This window comes from Paracoccus yibinensis, from assembly GCF_030846195.1.
Taxonomy (GTDB): domain Bacteria; phylum Pseudomonadota; class Alphaproteobacteria; order Rhodobacterales; family Rhodobacteraceae; genus Paracoccus; species Paracoccus yibinensis.
Map to the genome: position 1 here is coordinate 238,042 of NZ_JAVCWH010000004.1, position 17,985 is coordinate 256,026.

A 17,985-nucleotide genomic window follows, 5' to 3' on the forward strand; every position below is an offset into this window, starting at 1 on the left:
CGTAGCCCCCTGACGGAAAGCGGCCAGGCAACAAGACAGATGCTTGCGACCAGCCAGAGGAGGGCGAATTGAGACGATTCGACTATCACGAACCCACAACGCTGGAGGAGGCCTCCCGGTTGATGACAACCTTGGGGGAAGGCGCTTTTCTGCTGGCCGGGGGCACCGACCTGTTCGTCGAAATCCGCGAACGGCTGCGCAGCATGTCGCACCTGATCAACATCAAGCGCGTGCCGGGTCTGGACCGCATCGACTGGTCGGAAGCCGAGGGGCTGCGCTTTGGCGCCCTTGTCACCGCCGGGCAACTTGAGGCTTCGCCCCATGTCGCCGCGCGCTATCCGAACCTGCAGACGGCGATGCGGGCCCTGGCCTCGATCCAGGTGCGCAACCGCGCCACGGTGATCGGCAATATATGCCGGGCCTCGCCTTCGGCGGATTCGATCCCGCCGCTGATCGCCGACGGGGCCTCATCGGAATGCCCTGGGGCTGACAAAGCCCAGATCGCGATGCGGGTCGGTGCCGGCCTGTTCTGCTGCACAGTCCGGGCTTCGGAGGTGATTGTTTAAAGGTTTCGGGATTTGTTGCCCTGTGGTCCCAGCGGCATAAGGTGGATTTTGGGCTTCGGGCATTCAATGATATACGTGCGTTAGATTGAAAAACATGGCGGCCATGAAGCCCAAGCACCTGTGCCGGGACGACGTGCTATTGCGATCATCTCGACCCTCGTGCCGGGTCGCGCAAGCGTCACGCCGCAGGTTGCTCGTGCCGGAGGATGCTTGCGATCAATCCAGGCGTCCCAGACTGCGTTCATGCCCGGAAAATCCGCCATGTCGCTGAGCCACACCTGAACGGATGCGATGTCGGCCTTGCTGCCGCCCAGTTCCGCCATGACGGCGTCGATGCCTGTCAGGACCTCGGCGGTTTGAACCGCCATATCGCCTTCCAGCGTCGTCTGGATCTGGCCGGCCAGAAAAACGATATCGCCGACTGCAACGGCCTCGCTCATGCGCGGTCCGGGATTGAGGCGATCCAGCATCATGGAATTACTTTCGGATCAGTCGTTGTCATTGCTGCTTGCCCCGGCACCCCGCGCATCTGCCGGAAGATGCCTTCCGACCAGTTCGCATATTGCAGCCCGTCGACCAGCGGCGCGCGGATCATTCCGGCGCCCCCGCCGCGACATAGGCTGTTTTCACGGTGGTGTAGAATTCGGCGGCATAACGGCCCTGTTCGCGCGGGCCGAAGCTGGACGTCGCGGTCGCCGAAGGGGACGTGGTAATCGGTGCCCGCCGTGGGCAGGTTCACCATCACGCAGCCCGCCCGCATGTTGGCGCGGAGATGGCTGGCGCGCGCAAGGCTGCGGGTCATGATGCCCGCGTCAGCCCGAAGGCGTTGTCATTGGCGATGGCCAGCGCCTCGTCATAACTGCCGGCGCGGATGAAGCAGGTGATCGGCGCGAACATTTCCTCGCGGTTGATGCGCATGTCGTTGCGGGTGCGGGCAAAGACGGCGGGTGCCATGCAAGGACCCGGCGTTTTCCGCTCCAGCCGCTCGCCCCTGCAAAGCAGTTCGGCCCCTTCCTCCTGGCCGATGCAGAGAGCTTGGGCCGCCCCGAGCTTCTAAGCCGCCAGACCTGTTTCGTTACGTGGATCTGTCTGCGAGTTCGTTCCTGGATGTGTAACCGAGGGCTGAGGATGGTTGCCAACGGCCATCCTGATTGTTGCCGTCCTGACCGATGAAGGCCAGGCCGGCAACGACTGGTGCGGGCTTCCAAGCCGGATCTGCCCATGGCTTCCCCAAGTGTCCGGCTTGCGGATCAACTCTCGATCCCACCCTCAGGCGTCATGTCGGCCTGGCGGGAGGGGCGGTTCAGGACGGCATAGACTGCCGCTGCCGCGACGAACGTCACAGGGGCCGAGAAAGTGGCCATTCCGCCGCCCGCAAAATGCAGGGCAAGCCCGATCCCTGCGGCAAACAGCCAGGCGCCCAGGCCTGCGGGATCGATCGCGGGCGTGTCGCGCAGCCGGAAGCTGATCCGGTCATGGGCCGCGCCCTCCTTGCCCTCGGTCAGGATGTGGACCAGCGCGATGCCGACCCAGGCCACCACGAAGATGCCCTGGTAGGCCAGCGCCTGGAGGATATAGGCGAAGACATCGGCCAGCATCAGCAGATAGCAGATCACGCCCACCACGCAGGCCCAGAAGATCTTGGGCAGCTTCAGCCGGAACACCGTCTGGGCGAAGCTTTCCATGTTCACGGCGGCCAGGTAATAGTTGGCGGTGTTGATCCGCGTCTGGCTGATCCAGACAAAGGCCAGCCCCGCCAGGCCCATCAGCTGGATCAGCGCCAGCACGACCGACACCTCGGTCACGCCGCCTTCGGTGGGCAGGCTTGCGGCCAGAAAGATGCCCGCAAGGCCGTTCAGCAGGAAGGCCACCAGATAGAAGGGCGCGCCGAAATTGACTGCCGCGTGATAGGCCGCGTCCTCGGCCCTGCCGAAGCGGGCGTAATCATAGGTGAACATCATCAGGATCCAGATGCCCATGAAGGCCACGAAGCAGTCCCACCAGCCGGTCGCGGGCGCGCCGCCTTCCGGCCCCAGGTTCAGCCAGGCGTCGGAATAGCCGTATTCGGCAATGGCCAGGCCCACCGCGGCCAGCAACCCGAGCAGATAGAAGGGCAGCAGCAGGCCGTTCAGCTTGTCCAGCCAGTTCTGGATGGACCCGAAGATCAGCAGTACGGAATAGACAACCACCACCAGCGCGGCCAGGGGATAGGCCAGGCCCGACTGGCTCTGGATCGCCAGGGCGATGACCGATCCCTCGAAGACCGCGTAATAGATGGCGGTCGCAAAGAAGATCAGCGTGGCGATGGCCGCGCCCGTGCGCCCCAGCAGGATGCGCGAGAACAGCGACACCGACAGGCCGGTGCGGATCGCGTGCCGCACCAGGACGGCATTGACGGCGGCATAGGCCGCGACCGACAGCACCAGGCCGATGATCGCGTTGACCGATCCATAGGCCAGCGCCAGCGTGGCCGCCACGACCAGATAGAACATCGCCGAACAGACCGACCACCAGGCCATCGTCAGCGGAAGACGGCCCATGCGCTGGTCGGCAGGCACCGGGCGGTCGGAAAACTCCAGCTCCTGCGCCTCGGAGGCGGTTTGCAGGGTTCCAGCCATTGATAAAACTCCCCGTATTTTGTTGGACTTTTGACCGAACGGGGATGGCGCGTGGCAGATTGCGGTCTCACGGGCGCCAGGACGTGATCGGCGCCCGCAGGTCGGCGTGATCCCCGTTTCAGTGCCGGTGATGGTGCGAAAGGGGCGCGGCCGCGTCTTGTGCGGCAACGCGCGATTTCTTGTCAGGCGGCGCCGCAGGCCGTGCGGCGGCAGTCTGACGGCGTCATGCCGAACTGCGCCTTGAACAGCCGCGAAAACTGCGCCTGGTCGGAAAAGCCGAAGCGATAGGCGATTTCGGCCAAGGATAGCGTCTGCGACGAGGAAATCGCGTCGCGTGCCGCGAACAGCCGTTCTTCGCGGGTGAACTGCGCCACGGTCTTGTCCGTGTCGCTGAACAGCTCGTGCAGATAGCGTTTCGAGATGCCGCAGTGATCGGCCACGAAATCGGGCGACAGCGCGGGGTTCGACAGGTTCTGCCGGATCACCCGTTCAGCCCGGCGCAGATGGCCCGCCCGGACCGAGGACTTGACCCCCTGGTCGCGGTCCAGCCGTTCGTCAAGCGCGATGGCCAGAACCTCGACGATCTGGCGGCCCAGGATGGCGGCGGCATGGGCTTCGGTCCCGGTCAGCGACTGCAATTCGGCCATCATGACGGTCATCAGCCGGGGCAGGCCGGACCGGGCGTCGATGACCTGGGCGCAGAAGCGGTCGGGGCTGCGCAGCCGTTCCGCCAGCATCCGCTTGGGGATCTTCAGCACGCACAGCTCGTTCGGCTCGGCATAGGAAAAGCGATAGGGTTCGTCGCCGCGTTCGACGATGAAGCCGCCGGGGTCGCAGCGGACATCGCGCCCAAGCTGGCGAAAGCCGACCGGGCCGCGCCGGGGCACGGTGATCAGGTATTCCTCGGGGTCGGCATGGGAAATGTGGCGGGCCTGGCGTTCGTATTGCATCGGACCGGTGGCCAGCCGCGACAGCGACACCTGCCCCATGCTGCGCCGTTCCAGCCTGCCGGAAAATGCCGCCGGTTCCCTGAAGGTCAGTTGCAGCGGGAAATAGGTGTCCGCGATCACCCGGCTCCATTCGGCGGCGCGGGCCGTGGGATCGAGCCCCGCAGTGCTGTATGCGGTCAGGTCCATGTGCCCTCCTTCCAGAAAGCCCCCTGCCATGGTAGTGGGCGAACCGCGCTGTCGCAAGAAACCGGATTCTGCCGCCCCTGCACGGGCTGACAAGATTTCCTGCGCCCGCCGGCAAGGGCCGCCCCGCCGCTGCACGCATCGGCAACAGATCCTTCGCCCCGCTGCAAGAACGGGGGTCCGTTCGCAGCCATTCTCGACCGATGCCGGGCGGCGGATCAGGGGACGATGAAACCCCACGCCGCCGCCGCCGCCAACACGGGAGAAACCTGAGCAATGAAGAAACGCAATGTCGATCCGATCACGCTGTCGGTGGTGCGCGGCGTGCTGGAAACGGCCCAGCGAGAGATGACGCTGACCCTGGAACAGACGGCGCGCAGTTCGGTCTTCAACCTGGCGCATGATTATTCCACGGCGCTGTTCAACCACACGCCCGAGATGATCCTGCAAGGCCAGGACATTCCCATCCACCTTGGATCGCTGATCCCGGCGATGAAATCGGTCGCCCGCTACTTTGACGGCGACATCCACGAAGGCGACCTGATTTTGCACAACGATCCGGCCTATGGCGGGTCGCACATCATCGACACCTGCATGTACATGCCGGTCTTCTATCAGGGGGAACTGGTCTTCTGGACCGTCTGCAAGGGCCACCTGACCGATATCGGCGGCCCGGTCCCCGCCGGATACAACCCCAACGCCAAGGAGATCTTTGCCGAAGGGCTGCGCATCCCGCCCGTCAAGATCTGGGACCGGGGCAAGCCGCGCAAGGATGTCATGAACCTGCTGCTGACCAACATGCGGGCGCGTCGCGACCAGGAAGGTGACTTCAACGCGCTGATCGGGGCCTGCCAGGTCGGCGCGCGGGCCTTGATCCGCATGATGGACAAATACGGCAGGCAGGTCGTGCAGGACTGTATCGCCGAACTGCTGGACATGGCCGAGGCGCATATGCGCAAGCTGATCGCCGGGGTGCCCGACGGCACCTATTCCGGCACCGCCATCCTGGAGGACGCGGGCCACGGCTTTGGCGATTTCGAGATCACCGCCACCGTGACCATCGCGGGCGACAACTGCCATATCGCCGTCAACTCTCCGCCGCAGGTGCCCTATTTCATCAACAGTTATGAAGGCAACAGCCATTCCGGGGTCTATCTGGGGTTGATGATGTTCGCCCAGCTTCCGCCCCCCTACAACGAGGGGCTGTATCGCTGCGTCACGACCGACATGGGGCCAAAGGGGACGCTGTGCAACGCGCAGTCGCCCGCGCCGCACATGAACTGCACCACCACGCCGATGGAGACGCTGACGGATGCCGTGCGGCTGGCCTTCGAACAGGCGGCGCCCGCCAAGGTTTCGGCCAGCTGGGGCCATGCCAACGGCTGCAACATCGCCGGCTGGGACACCCGCCATGACGAGGAGTACGTGACCATGGTGCTGGCCTCGATCATCTCGGGGGCGGGGGCCACGGCGACGCAGGACGGCTGGCACGCCTGCGGGCCGGAATGCTGCTTCGGGGCGCTGACCAGCGGCGATATCGAGATGCTGGAACACAGCTATCCCATCATCATCCACCGCTATTCCCTGATGGAGGATTCGGGCGGCGCCGGCAGGCATCGCGGCGGGTCGGGCACCTGCTGGGAGGTCGAGCCGCTGGACAGCCCCATGACGCTGATCACCTTTGGCGAAGGCCGCCGCATCCCCGCCATGGGCGCGGCGGGCGCGCGGTCCGAGATGGTGGAAACCAAGGTCGGCCGGCTGGAGGTCACGCGGGGCGGCGAAACCCGGATCATCACCGAAAACGTGATCGAGACCATCCGGCCCGGCGAACGCGCCGCCAACAAGAACCCCGGCGGCGGCGGTTACGGCAACCCCTTTGAACGCGACATCGCCCGCGTTCTCCAGGATGTCCGCGACGGCCTTGTCAGCGTCGAGGGCGCGCGCCGCGACTATGGCGTGGTGATCGCAGACCCCGCATCCCTGACCGTGGACGAAGCCGAAACCGCGCGCCTGCGCGCCGCCTGATCCCCGTTTCCCCATGACGCCGGGGCCTGCACGGCCTGCCGCCTGTGCCCCCGGTTTCCCGCAAAGGACGCATCCCATGCAGAACCAGTATCGCCTTGGCATCGACGCCGGCGGCACCTTCACCGACTTCATCCTGGCCGACCGCAAGGGCGAGGTGCGCATCTTCAAGGCGCTGTCCACCCCCAACCGCCCGACCGAGGCCATCCGAAACGGCCTGAAGATCATCGAGGAGGAAACCGGCCTTTCGCCCGACACCATCGTGTCGAACGCGGATCTGTGCATCAATGGCACCACCGTCGGGCTGAACGCGCTGATCACCCATACCGGCGCGAAAACCGGCCTGATCGCGACGAAGGGCCACGAGGACAGCATCGAGATCCGCCTGGGCCACAAGGAGGACGGCTATCGCTATGATCCCGAATACCCGCCCGCGACCATGCTGGTGCCGCGCTATCTGCGCCGCGGCGTGTCCGAACGGGTGCTGTCGAACGGCACCGTCCACACGCCCCTGGACGAAGACGATGTGCGCGAGGCCTGCTGCCATTTCCTGCGCGAAGGGGTGGAATCGGTCGCCATCTCCTTTGTCTGGTCGGTGCTGCATCCCGACCACGAGCTTCGCGCCGCCCAGATCGTGCGCGAGATGATGCCCGACGCGCGCCTGACCATCGGCAGCCAGCTTTACCCGCAGGTGCGCGAATACACCCGCACCTCGACGGCAATCGTGAACGCCTATCTGGCGCCGATCCTGCAACGCTATGTCCGGGCCGTGGACGGATACTTCCAGCGGCTCGGCGCGCGCCAGCCGGTGCGCTACTTCCAGTCGAACGGCGGGCTGGCCCTGGGCAAAGTCGTGGCCGACCAGTCGGTCTATGCGATCAATTCCGGCCCCGCATCCGCGCCCCAGGCCGCGATGTGGCTGGGCGAGCCCTGGGGGATGCGCGACATCATCACCGTGGACATGGGCGGCACGTCCTTCGACATCACCCTGACCCGCGACGGACGCGCCAATGTGTCGAAGAACATCGACTTCCTGCGTTATCGCATCGGCATCCCGATGATCCAGGTGGAAACCCTGGGCGCGGGCGGCGGCTCGATCGGCTGGATCGACGGCATGGGCCTGTTGCAGATGGGGCCGCAATCGGCTGGATCCGAACCGGGACCTGCCTGCTATGGCAAGGGCGGCGAAAAGCCCACCACCACCGATGCGAACCTGGTGTTGGGCTATCTGAACCCCGAAGGCCTGGTCGGCGGCCGCCTGCCGCTGGACGTGGAGAAGGCGCGCAGGGCCATCCGCACCCACCTGGCCGATCCGCTGGGCATCAGCGTCGAAAAGGCCGCCCATGGCATGTTCACCATCGTCAACAACACCATGGTGAACGCCATCCGCCGCGTGTCGGTCGAACGCGGCTATGACCCACGCGACTTCGTGCTGAACTGCGCGGGCGGCGCGACGGGCGCGCATATCACCGCGCTGGCGCGCGAGATGGGCATCCGCAAGGTGCTGGTGTCGAAGCTGGCCTCGGGGCTGTGCGCCTTCGGGCAGATCCTGTCGGACGTGAAATACAACTACATGGCCCCCGCCCCCGTGCGGCTGGAGGGCGCCGAGGCAGCGTCGCGGCTGGACCGGCTGTTCACGGGGCTGGAGGCCCGGGGCCGCGAGGATCTGGCCCTGGACGGCTTTGCCGATGGCAAGATCAGCATCCGCCGCAGCCTGGACATGCGCTATGTCGGGCAGGTGCATGAATGCACCGTGGACGTGGACCCGTTCGAGATCACCGAATCCGCGCTGGACCGCCTGAAGGCCGCCTTCCACGCCCGGCACGAGGAGCTTTACACCTATTCCGAGCCGCAAAGCGCGGTCGAGGTCGTCAATGTCGAAAGCGCCATCACCGGCGCCGTGGACCGGCCCGGCCGCACCACCCTGGCGCGGGGCAAGGGCGCCCATTCCGCGCTGCGCGGCACGCGCGAGATGATCTTCAACGCCGAAGGGATCCCGCACGAGACGCCGGTCTATGACGGGGCCCTGCTGGGCGCCGGGGACCGCATCTCCGGCCCCGCCGTGATCCAGGAGGTGACGACGACCATCGTCATCGAACCCGGCTGGCTGGCGGAACTGCACGAATCCGGCGTCTATGTCCTGACCCTGGGCGTGCAGGCCGGGATGGCGCAGCGCGCGGAACTGGCCGCCGAGGAGGCCTGAGGGCCAGGGGCGCGGGGCCGCCCGTGGCCCCGCCCGTTTCACAGATAGGGGGGCGTGCAGGCCGACACCACCACCGCCTCGCGGTCGCCCAGGTTGCGGAACCGATGGGGCAGGGTGGAGTCGAACAGATAGCTGTCGCCCGCCTTCAGCACGGCGATGTCGCCGCCCACGGTCAGCTCGATCTCTCCGGCGATCACGACGCCGCCTTCATGCGAGGCGTGTTCCAGCATCTGTTCGCCCGTGTCCGCGCCCGGTTCATAGCGTTCGTGCAGGATTTGCAGGTTATGCGCCCGGGCATCGCCCACCTGCTTCAACGTGATCCGGCCCCGGGGATCGTCCAGGGTGGAATACAGCCGCGCCGTCAGGTCGCGCATGTCCTGCGGACGAAAGAACACCGCCTGCGTGACGGGCATGTCAGGCTCGAAGAATTCCGACATCGTCAGCCCCATTCCGCCCAGGATCCTGCGCAGAGACGCGACGGAAGGGTTGGAGCGGTTCATCTCGATCATCGAGATCTGGCCATGCGGCACGCCCGAGGCATCCGCCAGCTGCCGCTGGGACAGGCCCGCGACCCGGCGCAATTCCCGCAACCTTTCACCGACATCGAAATCCTGCATGGGGTCCATCCTTTCCGGGCGAACACGTCCGACCTGCGCCACAGCGCCCGATCTCTTGTCGCAGGGCGCGCAGGATCGGGAATGATCTTGCCCAGAATATTGAGCAAACCCTAGACAGGATCAACCCGTCCGATGAGGTTCAGATGACCAGCACCGCCGAACTGTCCGCCCGCAAGTCCCATTCCGTCGCGCGTGGCGTGGCGACCCGGGGCATCTATGCCGCCCGCGCCGAGAATGCCGAGATCTGGGACGCCGATGGCCGCCGCTTCATCGACTTCGCCGCCGGCATCGCGGTGAACAACACCGGCCACCGCCACCCCCGCGTGATGGAGGCCGTGGCCCGGCAGGCGCAGGCCTTCACCCATACCTGTTTCCACGTCGCGCCCTACGAATCCTATATGCGCCTGGCCGAACGCCTGAACGCCGCCACCCCCGGCGATTTCGCCAAGAAGACCATGCTTGCCACCACCAGGGCCGAGGCGGTCGAGAACGCCGTCAAGATGGCGCGCGCCTTTACCGGACGGTCGGGGGTCATCTCGTTTTCGGGGGGCTTCCACGGGCGCACGCTGCTGGGCATGGCGCTGACCGGCAAGGTCGCCCCCTACAAGAAGGGCTTCGGGGCCATGCCGCCCGAAATTCTGCACGCCCCCTTTCCGAACGCCTTCCACGGGGTGACGGAAACCGAGGCCCTGGCGCAGCTGGAACGGCTGCTGGCATCGTCCATGGATCCCGACCGCGTGGCCGCGATCATCATAGAGCCGGTGCAGGGCGAGGGCGGCTTCACCATCGCGCCCGCGGGCTTCCTGCGCGCGCTGCGGGCGATCTGCGACCGCCATGGCATCGTGCTGATCGGGGACGAGGTGCAGGCCGGCATGGCGCGCACCGGGCGCATGTTCGGCTTCGACCATGCGGGCGTGGCGCCCGACCTGGTGACGATGGCCAAAGGCCTGGCGGGCGGCTTTCCCCTGTCGGCCGTGACGGGCCGGGCCGCCATCGTGGACGCCCCCGACCCGGGCGGCATCGGCGGCACCTATGCGGGCAATCCGCTGGCGGTGGCTGCGGCCCATGCCGTTCTGGACGTGATCGCCGAGGAACGCCTGTGCGACCGCGCGGCGGAAATCGGCGAAGCGATCCGGTCCCGCCTGACGCAGATTGCCGCCCGGCAGGGGATGGAGTGCATCGGCGAGGTGCGCGGCCTGGGCGCGATGAACGCCTTCGAGCTTGTGACCGACCGCGCCACCAACGCCCCCGACGCCGCCCTGGCCAGCGCCATCGTGGCCGAGGCCGAGGCACGCGGCCTGATCCTTCTGTCCTGCGGCACCCGCTACAACGTGATCCGCCTGCTGCCGCCCTTGACCATCCCGATGGCGCAACTGGACGAGGCGCTGGACATCATCGAAGCCTCGGTCGAGGCGGCGACGATGCGGCAGGCCGCCTGATCCCCCGGAGGGCGCGCCTGCGGGCCTGCCGTCTTCCCATTCCCTCTGTCAAAGGCCAGGCCCGTGTCCGACATCCGTCCCCACCTGATCAACGGCCGCTGGGTTCACGGCGGCGAGGCGGTCGAAAACCGCAACCCCTCGGACCTGTCCGACCTGATCGGGCTTTACGCCGCGGGCACCGCCGATGACGTGGCGCAGGCCGCGTCGGCGGCGTCAGCGGCGCAACCCGCCTGGTTCGCCGCAGGCCCGCAGGCGCGCGCCGACCTGCTGGACCGCGTTGCCGCCGGGATCGAGGCGCGCGCGACCGAGATTGCCACCATGCTGGCGCGCGAGGAAGGCAAGATCCTGCCCGAGGCCCGGGCCGAGCTGCGCCGGTCGGCCCAGATCTTCCGCTTCTTCGCCGGAGAGGCGCTGCGCGTCACTGGCGAGGCGCTGGCATCGGTTCGCCCCGGCGTGGACATCGAGGTCACGCGAGAGCCGGTGGGCGTCGTGGGCCTGATAACCCCCTGGAACTTTCCCGCCGCCATCCCCGCCTGGAAGGTCGCGCCCGCACTGGCCTTCGGCAACGCGGTCGTGCTGAAGCCCGCCGAGCTGGTGCCCGGCACCGCGCACCTGCTGGCGCAGGTCATCCAGGATGCGGGCTGCCCTGCGGGGGTGTTCAACCTGGTCATGGGGTCGGGGCGCGTCGTCGGCCAGGCCATCGTCGAGGCGCCCGAGATCGCCGCCCTGTCCTTTACCGGATCGGTCCCCACCGGCCGCGCCATCGCCGCCACCGCCATCCAGCGCATGAAGAAGCTGCAACTGGAAATGGGCGGCAGGAACCCCATGCTGGTGATGGATGACGCCGACCTGGACCAGGCGGTCGAGGCCTGCCTGAACGGTGCCTTTTATTCCACGGGACAGCGTTGCACCGCGTCCTCGCGGCTGATCGTGCAGGCGGGCATCCATGACGCCTTCGTTGACCGGCTGTTGCGCGCGATGCTGGCCTTGCGGGTCGGCCCCGCCCTGGATCCTGCCAGCCAGGTCGGGCCGGTGGTGTCGGGCGCGCAGCTGGAGGGCAACCTGGGCTATGTCGCCCTGGCCCGCGCCGAGGGCTGCGAGGTGATCGGCGGCGAACGCCTGGACGGCCCGGCCGAGGGCTTTTACCAGCGCCCCGCCCTGTTCCTGGGCGCCCATAACGGGATGCGCTGCGCGCGCGAGGAAATCTTCGGCCCCTGCGCGGCGGTCATCCGCGTCGATGATTTCGACCAGGCGGTCACGGTGGCCAATGACAGCGACTTCGGCCTGTCGGCGGGCATCTGCACCACGTCGCTGCGCCAGGCGCGCGAATTTCGCAGGCGGGCGCGGGCGGGCATGATAATGACGAACCTGCCCACCGCGGGCGTCGATTACCACGTCCCCTTCGGAGGCACCAAGGGCAGCTCCTATGGACCGCGCGAACAGGGCCGCCACGCGGTCGAGTTCTATACGACCGTCAAGACCTCCTACTGCCTGGCAGGTTAGACAATGGACTGATCCCACATCCTGACCATCAATCCGGGCACCACGACCATGCGGCTTGGCCTGTTCCGGGCCGAAGGCGCCCAGGTTACGGCCATAGCCGAGGATACGATCGAACATGACGAGTCGGTGATGGCCCGCTTCGGCACCATCGCCGAACAGCTTCCCTTCGGGGCGCGGCGGGATGCTGGCACCGGTTCCGGCGAGGGTGAGAGAGATCTCGCCCTTTTCGCGCGAACGGGCGGGCGGGCTGTCGCCGATGTCGCTGATCGACCTGTGCTATTCCGGCGCCTATGACAAGGACAGGCTGAAGCGGCGGCTTTACGGGCAGGGCGGCGTCTTCGCCTATCTGGGCACCAAGGAGATGCGCCGGGTGGAGTTGCGAGCGCTGGAGCAGGACGGCATCCTTCGGCCCCCCACGCGCCTTCCCGGGGCGCGGCTCCGTTGGCTCGAGGCGGATGGAAAGGCACTGGCCGACGAATTGAACGCCTGGCAGTTACCGAGCCCGGCGAGGTGAGGTGAGAGACCATCCAGAAGGCTCAGGCCAATAGCGGGATTTCTGTCGGGCGCATCATCGCCGCAATCCGGTCGGGGAAGATTCGTGCCCATGCGCACCCGGCAACCGGCCCTATCACGGTTTCATGGTCTGTCGTGGTGAGTTCGGCGTAATCGAATAGGCAAGACGGACCCTGGCAGCAGGGTAAAAAGCCGCGGCACCAAATCCGGCCAGGTTGCTGCCGGAACCCGCGCTTGCGCAGGACGCGGGAGTCTCCGCAGCGAGAATTCCTTTTGCAGCAGCTATTTAGGCGATCACAGGCGGCTTGCCCCTGCAAAACCCTTGCCAGGGGGCGTGCACGCGAAGGCTGAAACGTGCACGCTTATGCCTCATTCGCACACCGTGAATTCACTGGTGACCCCGACAGGACTTGAACCTGTAACCTGCCCCTTAGGAGGGGGCTGCTCTATCCAGTTGAGCCACGGGGCCGCCTTTGCCCTTTTGACCCCTGGCAGGGCGTTTGGCAAGGTTGTAGCGGCGTCAGACGAACGCTAACATCGGGGAAAGACCTGACCGACCGGTGCCCGATGAACGTCCCCAGACCCCGCCGCCCGCTGACCCTACGGGATGTGTCCGAAGCATCGGGCGTGTCCGAAATGACCGTCAGCCGGGTTCTGCGCAACCGGGGCGACGTGTCGGCCGCCACGCGGGAAAAGGTTCTGACGGCGGCCAAGACGCTGGGCTATGTCCCCAACAAGATCGCTGGCGGACTGGCCAGCCAGCGGGTGAACCTGGTTGCCGTGGTCATTCCGTCGCTGTCGAACCTGGTCTTTCCCGACGTGCTGGGCGGGGTATCCGCCGAACTGGACGATACCGGCCTGCAACCCGTGATCGGCGTTACCAACTATTCCCCCGCGCGGGAAGAAATGGTGCTCTACGACATGCTGTCCTGGCGCCCGTCCGGCGTGATCCTGGCAGGGCTGGAACACAGCAAGGCGTCCCGCGCCATGCTCGCCAATTCCGGCATCCCGGTGGTCGAGATCATGGATATTGACGGCGAGGGGATCGACACGGTCGTGGGTATCTCGCACCGCCGCGCGGGGCGGGAAATGGCCGCGCGGATCCTTGCCGCGGGCTATCGCCGGATCGGCTTTGTCGGCACCCACATGCCCGAGGATCACCGCGCCCGAAAACGCCTTGCGGGGTTCGAGGAGGGTCTGGCCGAGGCGGGCGTCGCGCTGGAGGCGCGCGAATATTACCAGGGCGGATCGTCGCTGCTGAAGGGGCGCGAGCTGACCGAGCGGATCCTGACCCGCGCGCCGGATCTGGATTTCCTTTACTTCTCGAACGACATGATCGGGGCAGGGGGGCTGCTGCATTGCCTGGACAGGGGATACGACATTCCGGGCCGCATCGGGCTTGCGGGCTTCAACGGCGTCGATCTGCTGGACGGGTTGCCGGTGCGGCTGGCTACGACCGACGCGCGGCGCGTCGATATCGGGCGGCGGGCGGCGCGGCTGGTCGCGGGCAAGGACGCCATTCCCGAAGACCGGATCGTCGCGCTGACCCCCACCTTCCTGCCGGGCGACACGATCCGGCATGGCTGACGCTTGCGGCAGAGGCTTGGGGTGATTAACTCTGCCTCATGCGTATTCCCTATCTCGACCGTCTGACGAACAAGGGTCCCCGCGTGTCGGTGATCCGCCTGCATGGCGCCATCGGCATGGCCGGGCGCGGCGGCGCCTTGTCCGACGCGGTGCTTGCCCCCGTGATCGAACGTGCCTTCCGCAAGGGCAGGCCCGTGGCCGTGGCGCTTTCGGTCAACTCGCCCGGCGGGTCGCCGGTGCAATCGTCGCTGATCGCTGCCCGGATCCGGCGGCTGGCCGAGGAAACGAAAACCCCCGTCCATGCCTTTGTCGAGGATGTCGCGGCATCCGGCGGATACTGGCTGGCCTGCGCGGGGGACCGGATCTGGGCCGACGAAAGCTCGATCCTGGGGTCGATCGGGGTGATCTCGGCGGGCTTCGGCTTCCAGGACCTGATCGCCCGCTGGGGGATCGAACGGCGGGTGCATACGGCGGGCCGGTCGAAATCGACGCTGGACCCGTTCCGCCCCGAGCGTGCCGAGGATGTGGAACGCCTGCACAACGTGCTGGAACCAATCCACCAGGCCTTCAAGGATCACGTCACCGCCCGGCGCGGCGACCGGCTGGCCGCGGACCGCGATCTGTTCACTGGCGAATTCTGGGCCGGGCGGCAATCGGTTGCTCTGGGCCTGGCCGACGGCATCGGCCATCTGGTGCCGCAGATGAAGGCGCTTTACGGCGACAAGACGCGCTTTGTCGTCCATGCCCCGCGCCAGTCGCTGTTCCGCAGGCTGGGCTTGTCTGCGGGCACGGTGCTGGATGCCGCCCAGGAACGCGCGGCCTTTGCCCGCTTTGGTGCCGGAGGATGAGCGTCCGTATCGTCATCCTGTTCCTGATGGTGATGGTTGCCTTGGCGCTGATACGCGGTCCGGCCTTTCGCCGCGGCATCCGCCGCCTTCTGGGTATTCCCCCGTCCCGTCGCAACCGCAGGTGACTGACGTTGTCCCCGTTCAGGTAAGATTCGTTAAACAAGGGCCTGAAACTGCGCAAGTTTCGGCGCCCCACGCTGGCCGCAATAAATTTCCAAAAGATAACAAAGACTTGCTTTTCTGCTTAAAAATTAGACAAAGTCATCATTCTGTAACGATTGCTGGTGGGGAATGCTCTGCCTCACAGGACTCTCACAGAATTATCCACAGCGGCGGTGGACAGCTTTGACCTTGTAATTCCTGCCCCGAACTTGCAGCCCGCGACGGGAATCACCTATCTGACGGATATGACCCAGGACACGACACCCAAGACCGGCCATGCGCTGATCCAGGACTATCTGCGCCAGCTTGACCGCAGCCCCGGCGTCTATCGGATGCTGGATGCGCAGGGGGCGGTTCTCTATGTCGGCAAGGCGCGCGACCTGCGCGCGCGGGTGTCGAACTATGCCCGGCCTTCGGGCCATTCGGCGCGGATCGCGCGGATGATCCGCGAAACCGCCTCCATGATGTTCCTGACCACGCGCACGGAAACCGAGGCGCTGCTCTTGGAACAGAACCTGATCAAGCAGCTGAAGCCGCGCTACAACGTGCTGCTGCGCGACGACAAATCCTTCCCGAACATCCTGGTCGCCAAGTCCCACGCCTATCCCCAGATCAAGAAGCACCGCGGGGCCAAGTCGGAAAAGGGTGACTATTACGGCCCCTTTGCCAGCGCGGGGGCGGTGAACCGCACCCTGACGCAGTTGCAGCGGGTGTTCCTGCTGCGCAACTGCACGGACGCCACCTTCGAATCGCGCACGCGGCCCTGCCTGCTGTTCCAGATCAAGCGGTGCAGCGCGCCCTGCGTCGGGCGCGTCTCGCCCGAGGATTACAACGCCCTTGTGGCCGATGCCGAACGCTTTCTGCAGGGCAAGACCACCGTGATCCAGGCGAACCTGGCCCGCGACATGGCGCAGGCAGCGGAAAACATGGAATACGAACGCGCCGCCGCGCTGCGCGACCGGATCAAGGCGCTGACCGCCGTGCAGTCGGTCCAGGCCATCAACCCCAAGCGCGTGGCCGAGGCCGATATCGTCGCCCTCCACATGGAAAGCGGGCAGGCCTGCGTGCAGGTCTTCTTCATCCGCGGCAATCAAAGCTGGGGCAACCGCGACTTCTATCCGCGCCTCGGCGGCGTCGAGTCGCCGGCCGAGGTGATGCAGGCCTTTCTGCTGCAATTCTATGACGACAAGCCGCCGCCCCGGATGGTCCTGCTGTCGCACGCACCCGATGAGCCTGATCTGACGCAGCAGGTCCTGTCCGAACGCGCCGCCCGCCGCATCGTCATCGGCGTGCCGCAACGGGGCGAAAAGTTCGACCTGGTGGAAAACGCCCTGCGCAATGCCCGCGAAAGCCTGGCCCGCCGCATGTCCGAAAGCGCCACGCAACTGCGCCTGCTGGAAGGCGTGGGCGAGGCCTTCGACCTGCCCGCCGCCCCGCGCCGGATCGAGGTCTATGACAACAGCCACATCATGGGCACCAATGCCGTGGGTGGCATGATCGTCGCGGGCCCCGAAGGCTTCATCAAGAGCCAGTATCGCAAGTTCAACATCAAGGGGACCGAGATCACGCCGGGCGACGACTTCGGCATGATGAAGGAGGTGCTGTCGCGCCGCTTCACCCGCCTGCTGAAGGAAGACCCCGACCGCAACACGGAAGCTTGGCCCGACCTGCTGTTGATCGACGGCGGCGCGGGGCAGGTCTCGGCCGTCGATGGCATCCTGGCGGAACTGGGGGTCGAGGACATTCCCATCGTGGGCGTCGCCAAGGGCATCGACCGCGACCAGGGGAAAGAGGAGTTCCACCGCCCCGGCCGCGCCCCCTTCGCGCTGCGCATGAACGACCCGGTCCTGTATTTCATCCAGCGCCTGCGCGACGAGGCGCATCGCTGGGCCATCGGCACCCACCGCGCCAAGCGCGCCAAGTCGGTGATGGCGAACCCCCTGGACGAAATCGCGGGCATCGGCGCGGCCCGCAAGCGTGCCCTGCTGGCCCATTTCGGCAGCGCCAAGGCCGTCAGCCGCGCGGGCCTGGCCGATTTGCAGGCGGTCGAGGGGATCTCGGCGGCCATGGCGCAGAAGGTTCACGACCATTTCAACGCCCGCGGCTGAGACGGGGAATGACGTTCCAAACTTGACCGGCCCAAGGGAACGGAGATCCCACCCAAAAACCTGCGCCATTGCGGAAATTCCGCAGAAGCAGGCACTTGCACAGCCTTGCAGGATTGCCCCGCCACCCCGCGCCGCGTCCGATCGCCGCGCGGTATCATGGCACCACTGTCTGAGGGCTGGATCGCGCTATGGTTGCCGCTTCTCAACAAGGGAAAGAGGCTATCATGACCCGTTTGCCCGAACCCGGCATCGTTGCCCCGCGGTTCCTGCCTGCCGGCCTGCCAAAATCCGCTCGGGGGGATGAATTCAAGCCGCATCTGATGGAACTGACCGGGACCGTCACCGACAACTACAGCACCGGCAGCGATCCGGTGCTGTGCGTCAGCGATGCGGATGGACGCAACTGGACGGTGGAACTGGCAAGCCGCGTCCGCAACGCCGAAGTCGGCCTGTCCAGGGCGGTTGCCATGCCCGGCGATCCCATCCGGGTGATCGGCCACCGCACCCGCCGCTTTGGCGAACAGCGCATCAAGGCGGTCCACCTGACCATCGCCGGACGCGGCTTTGCCCTGGTCGAGGGCGCCCTGGGCTGATCCGCGGCGCAATCCGGGCGCGGCGCATTTCGCCGCGCCGCCTCTTTCCAAGTCCGGCGGCACGGTCTAGCTT

Annotated in this window: 16 protein-coding genes, 1 tRNA gene and 1 pseudogene; 11 read left to right on the forward strand and 7 right to left on the reverse strand. The window is 66.4% G+C overall.

The window, feature by feature from the left end; genetic code table 11:
* Positions 1–68 precede the first annotated feature (68 nt).
* Positions 69–566, forward strand: a complete 498-nt coding sequence (locus RAH32_RS11450) for an FAD binding domain-containing protein (RefSeq protein ID WP_306608068.1) — start codon at positions 69–71, stop codon at positions 564–566.
* Positions 567–646: 80 nt separating this feature from the next.
* On the opposite strand, the gene RAH32_RS11455 is transcribed toward RAH32_RS11450, so the two are convergent.
* The 5 genes and pseudogenes from RAH32_RS11455 to RAH32_RS11475 form a co-directional block, all read right to left on the reverse strand.
* Positions 647–1,039 (reverse strand): RidA family protein, encoded by a 393-nt coding sequence (locus tag RAH32_RS11455; RefSeq protein ID WP_306608069.1) that lies wholly within the window; start codon positions 1,037–1,039, stop codon positions 647–649.
* A complete protein-coding gene (locus tag RAH32_RS11460; RefSeq protein WP_306608070.1) occupies positions 1,036–1,161 on the reverse strand; it encodes a hypothetical protein in 126 nt (41 codons plus the stop codon). The genes RAH32_RS11455 and RAH32_RS11460 overlap by 4 nt, the downstream gene beginning before the upstream one ends.
* A pseudogene (locus RAH32_RS11465) lies at positions 1,158–1,592 on the reverse strand (aldehyde dehydrogenase family protein); the annotation flags it as partial. The pseudogene RAH32_RS11465 and the gene RAH32_RS11460, both read right to left, overlap by 4 nt.
* 224 nt (positions 1,593–1,816) lie before the next feature.
* The gene (locus RAH32_RS11470; protein WP_306608071.1) at positions 1,817–3,184 is read right to left on the reverse strand and encodes a purine-cytosine permease family protein; all 1,368 of its coding nucleotides are present in this window, start codon (positions 3,182–3,184) and stop codon (positions 1,817–1,819) included.
* A 182-nt stretch (positions 3,185–3,366) separates the two neighbouring features.
* Positions 3,367–4,320, reverse strand: a complete 954-nt coding sequence (locus RAH32_RS11475; protein ID WP_306608072.1) for an AraC-like ligand-binding domain-containing protein — start codon at positions 4,318–4,320, stop codon at positions 3,367–3,369.
* A 273-nt stretch (positions 4,321–4,593) separates the two neighbouring features.
* Between RAH32_RS11475 and capB the strand changes: the two genes are divergently transcribed.
* Positions 4,594–6,342 (forward strand): caprolactamase subunit beta, encoded by a 1,749-nt coding sequence (capB, locus tag RAH32_RS11480; protein WP_306608073.1) that lies wholly within the window; start codon positions 4,594–4,596, stop codon positions 6,340–6,342.
* Positions 6,343–6,418: 76 nt separating this feature from the next.
* Entirely contained in the window at positions 6,419–8,542 is a 2,124-nt protein-coding gene (gene capA, locus RAH32_RS11485; RefSeq protein ID WP_306608074.1) for a caprolactamase subunit alpha, read from the forward strand.
* A 38-nt stretch (positions 8,543–8,580) separates the two neighbouring features.
* Here the strand turns inward: capA and RAH32_RS11490 are convergent, their stop codons facing one another.
* Positions 8,581–9,159 carry a cupin domain-containing protein gene (locus RAH32_RS11490; protein WP_306608075.1) on the reverse strand — a complete coding sequence of 193 codons (579 nt, stop codon included), beginning with the start codon at positions 9,157–9,159 and terminating at the stop codon, positions 8,581–8,583.
* A gap of 143 nt (positions 9,160–9,302) precedes the next feature.
* On the opposite strand from RAH32_RS11490, the gene gabT reads away from it, so the two are divergent.
* The 3 genes from gabT to RAH32_RS11505 all read left to right on the forward strand — a co-directional run bounded on the left by gabT (position 9,303) and on the right by RAH32_RS11505 (position 12,615).
* Entirely contained in the window at positions 9,303–10,598 is a 1,296-nt protein-coding gene (gabT, locus tag RAH32_RS11495; RefSeq protein ID WP_306608076.1) for a 4-aminobutyrate--2-oxoglutarate transaminase, read from the forward strand.
* A 63-nt stretch (positions 10,599–10,661) separates the two neighbouring features.
* Positions 10,662–12,101 (forward strand): aldehyde dehydrogenase family protein, encoded by a 1,440-nt coding sequence (locus RAH32_RS11500; protein WP_373429706.1) that lies wholly within the window; start codon positions 10,662–10,664, stop codon positions 12,099–12,101.
* Between the two features lie 181 nt (positions 12,102–12,282).
* A complete protein-coding gene (locus RAH32_RS11505) occupies positions 12,283–12,615 on the forward strand; it encodes a hypothetical protein (protein WP_306608077.1) in 333 nt (110 codons plus the stop codon).
* Positions 12,616–13,006: 391 nt separating this feature from the next.
* On the opposite strand, the gene RAH32_RS11510 is transcribed toward RAH32_RS11505, so the two are convergent.
* Positions 13,007–13,083, reverse strand: a tRNA-Arg gene (locus tag RAH32_RS11510).
* A gap of 98 nt (positions 13,084–13,181) precedes the next feature.
* Between RAH32_RS11510 and RAH32_RS11515 the strand changes: the two genes are divergently transcribed.
* The 5 genes from RAH32_RS11515 to RAH32_RS11535 all read left to right on the forward strand — a co-directional run bounded on the left by RAH32_RS11515 (position 13,182) and on the right by RAH32_RS11535 (position 17,912).
* Positions 13,182–14,201: a LacI family DNA-binding transcriptional regulator gene (locus RAH32_RS11515; RefSeq protein ID WP_306608078.1), complete on the forward strand. Its 1,020-nt coding sequence runs from the start codon at positions 13,182–13,184 to the stop codon at positions 14,199–14,201.
* Between the two features lie 38 nt (positions 14,202–14,239).
* Positions 14,240–15,049, forward strand: coding sequence for a S49 family peptidase (locus tag RAH32_RS11520; protein WP_306608079.1), 810 nt, complete (start codon positions 14,240–14,242; stop codon positions 15,047–15,049).
* Positions 15,046–15,174 carry a hypothetical protein gene (locus RAH32_RS11525; protein WP_306608080.1) on the forward strand — a complete coding sequence of 43 codons (129 nt, stop codon included), beginning with the start codon at positions 15,046–15,048 and terminating at the stop codon, positions 15,172–15,174. The genes RAH32_RS11520 and RAH32_RS11525 overlap by 4 nt, the downstream gene beginning before the upstream one ends.
* A gap of 282 nt (positions 15,175–15,456) precedes the next feature.
* On the forward strand, positions 15,457–17,319 hold the full coding sequence (gene uvrC, locus RAH32_RS11530) for an excinuclease ABC subunit UvrC (protein WP_306608081.1): 1,863 nt from the start codon (positions 15,457–15,459) through the stop codon (positions 17,317–17,319).
* A gap of 224 nt (positions 17,320–17,543) precedes the next feature.
* Entirely contained in the window at positions 17,544–17,912 is a 369-nt protein-coding gene (locus RAH32_RS11535; RefSeq protein ID WP_306608082.1) for a hypothetical protein, read from the forward strand.
* The last annotated feature ends 73 nt before the right edge of the window (positions 17,913–17,985 follow it).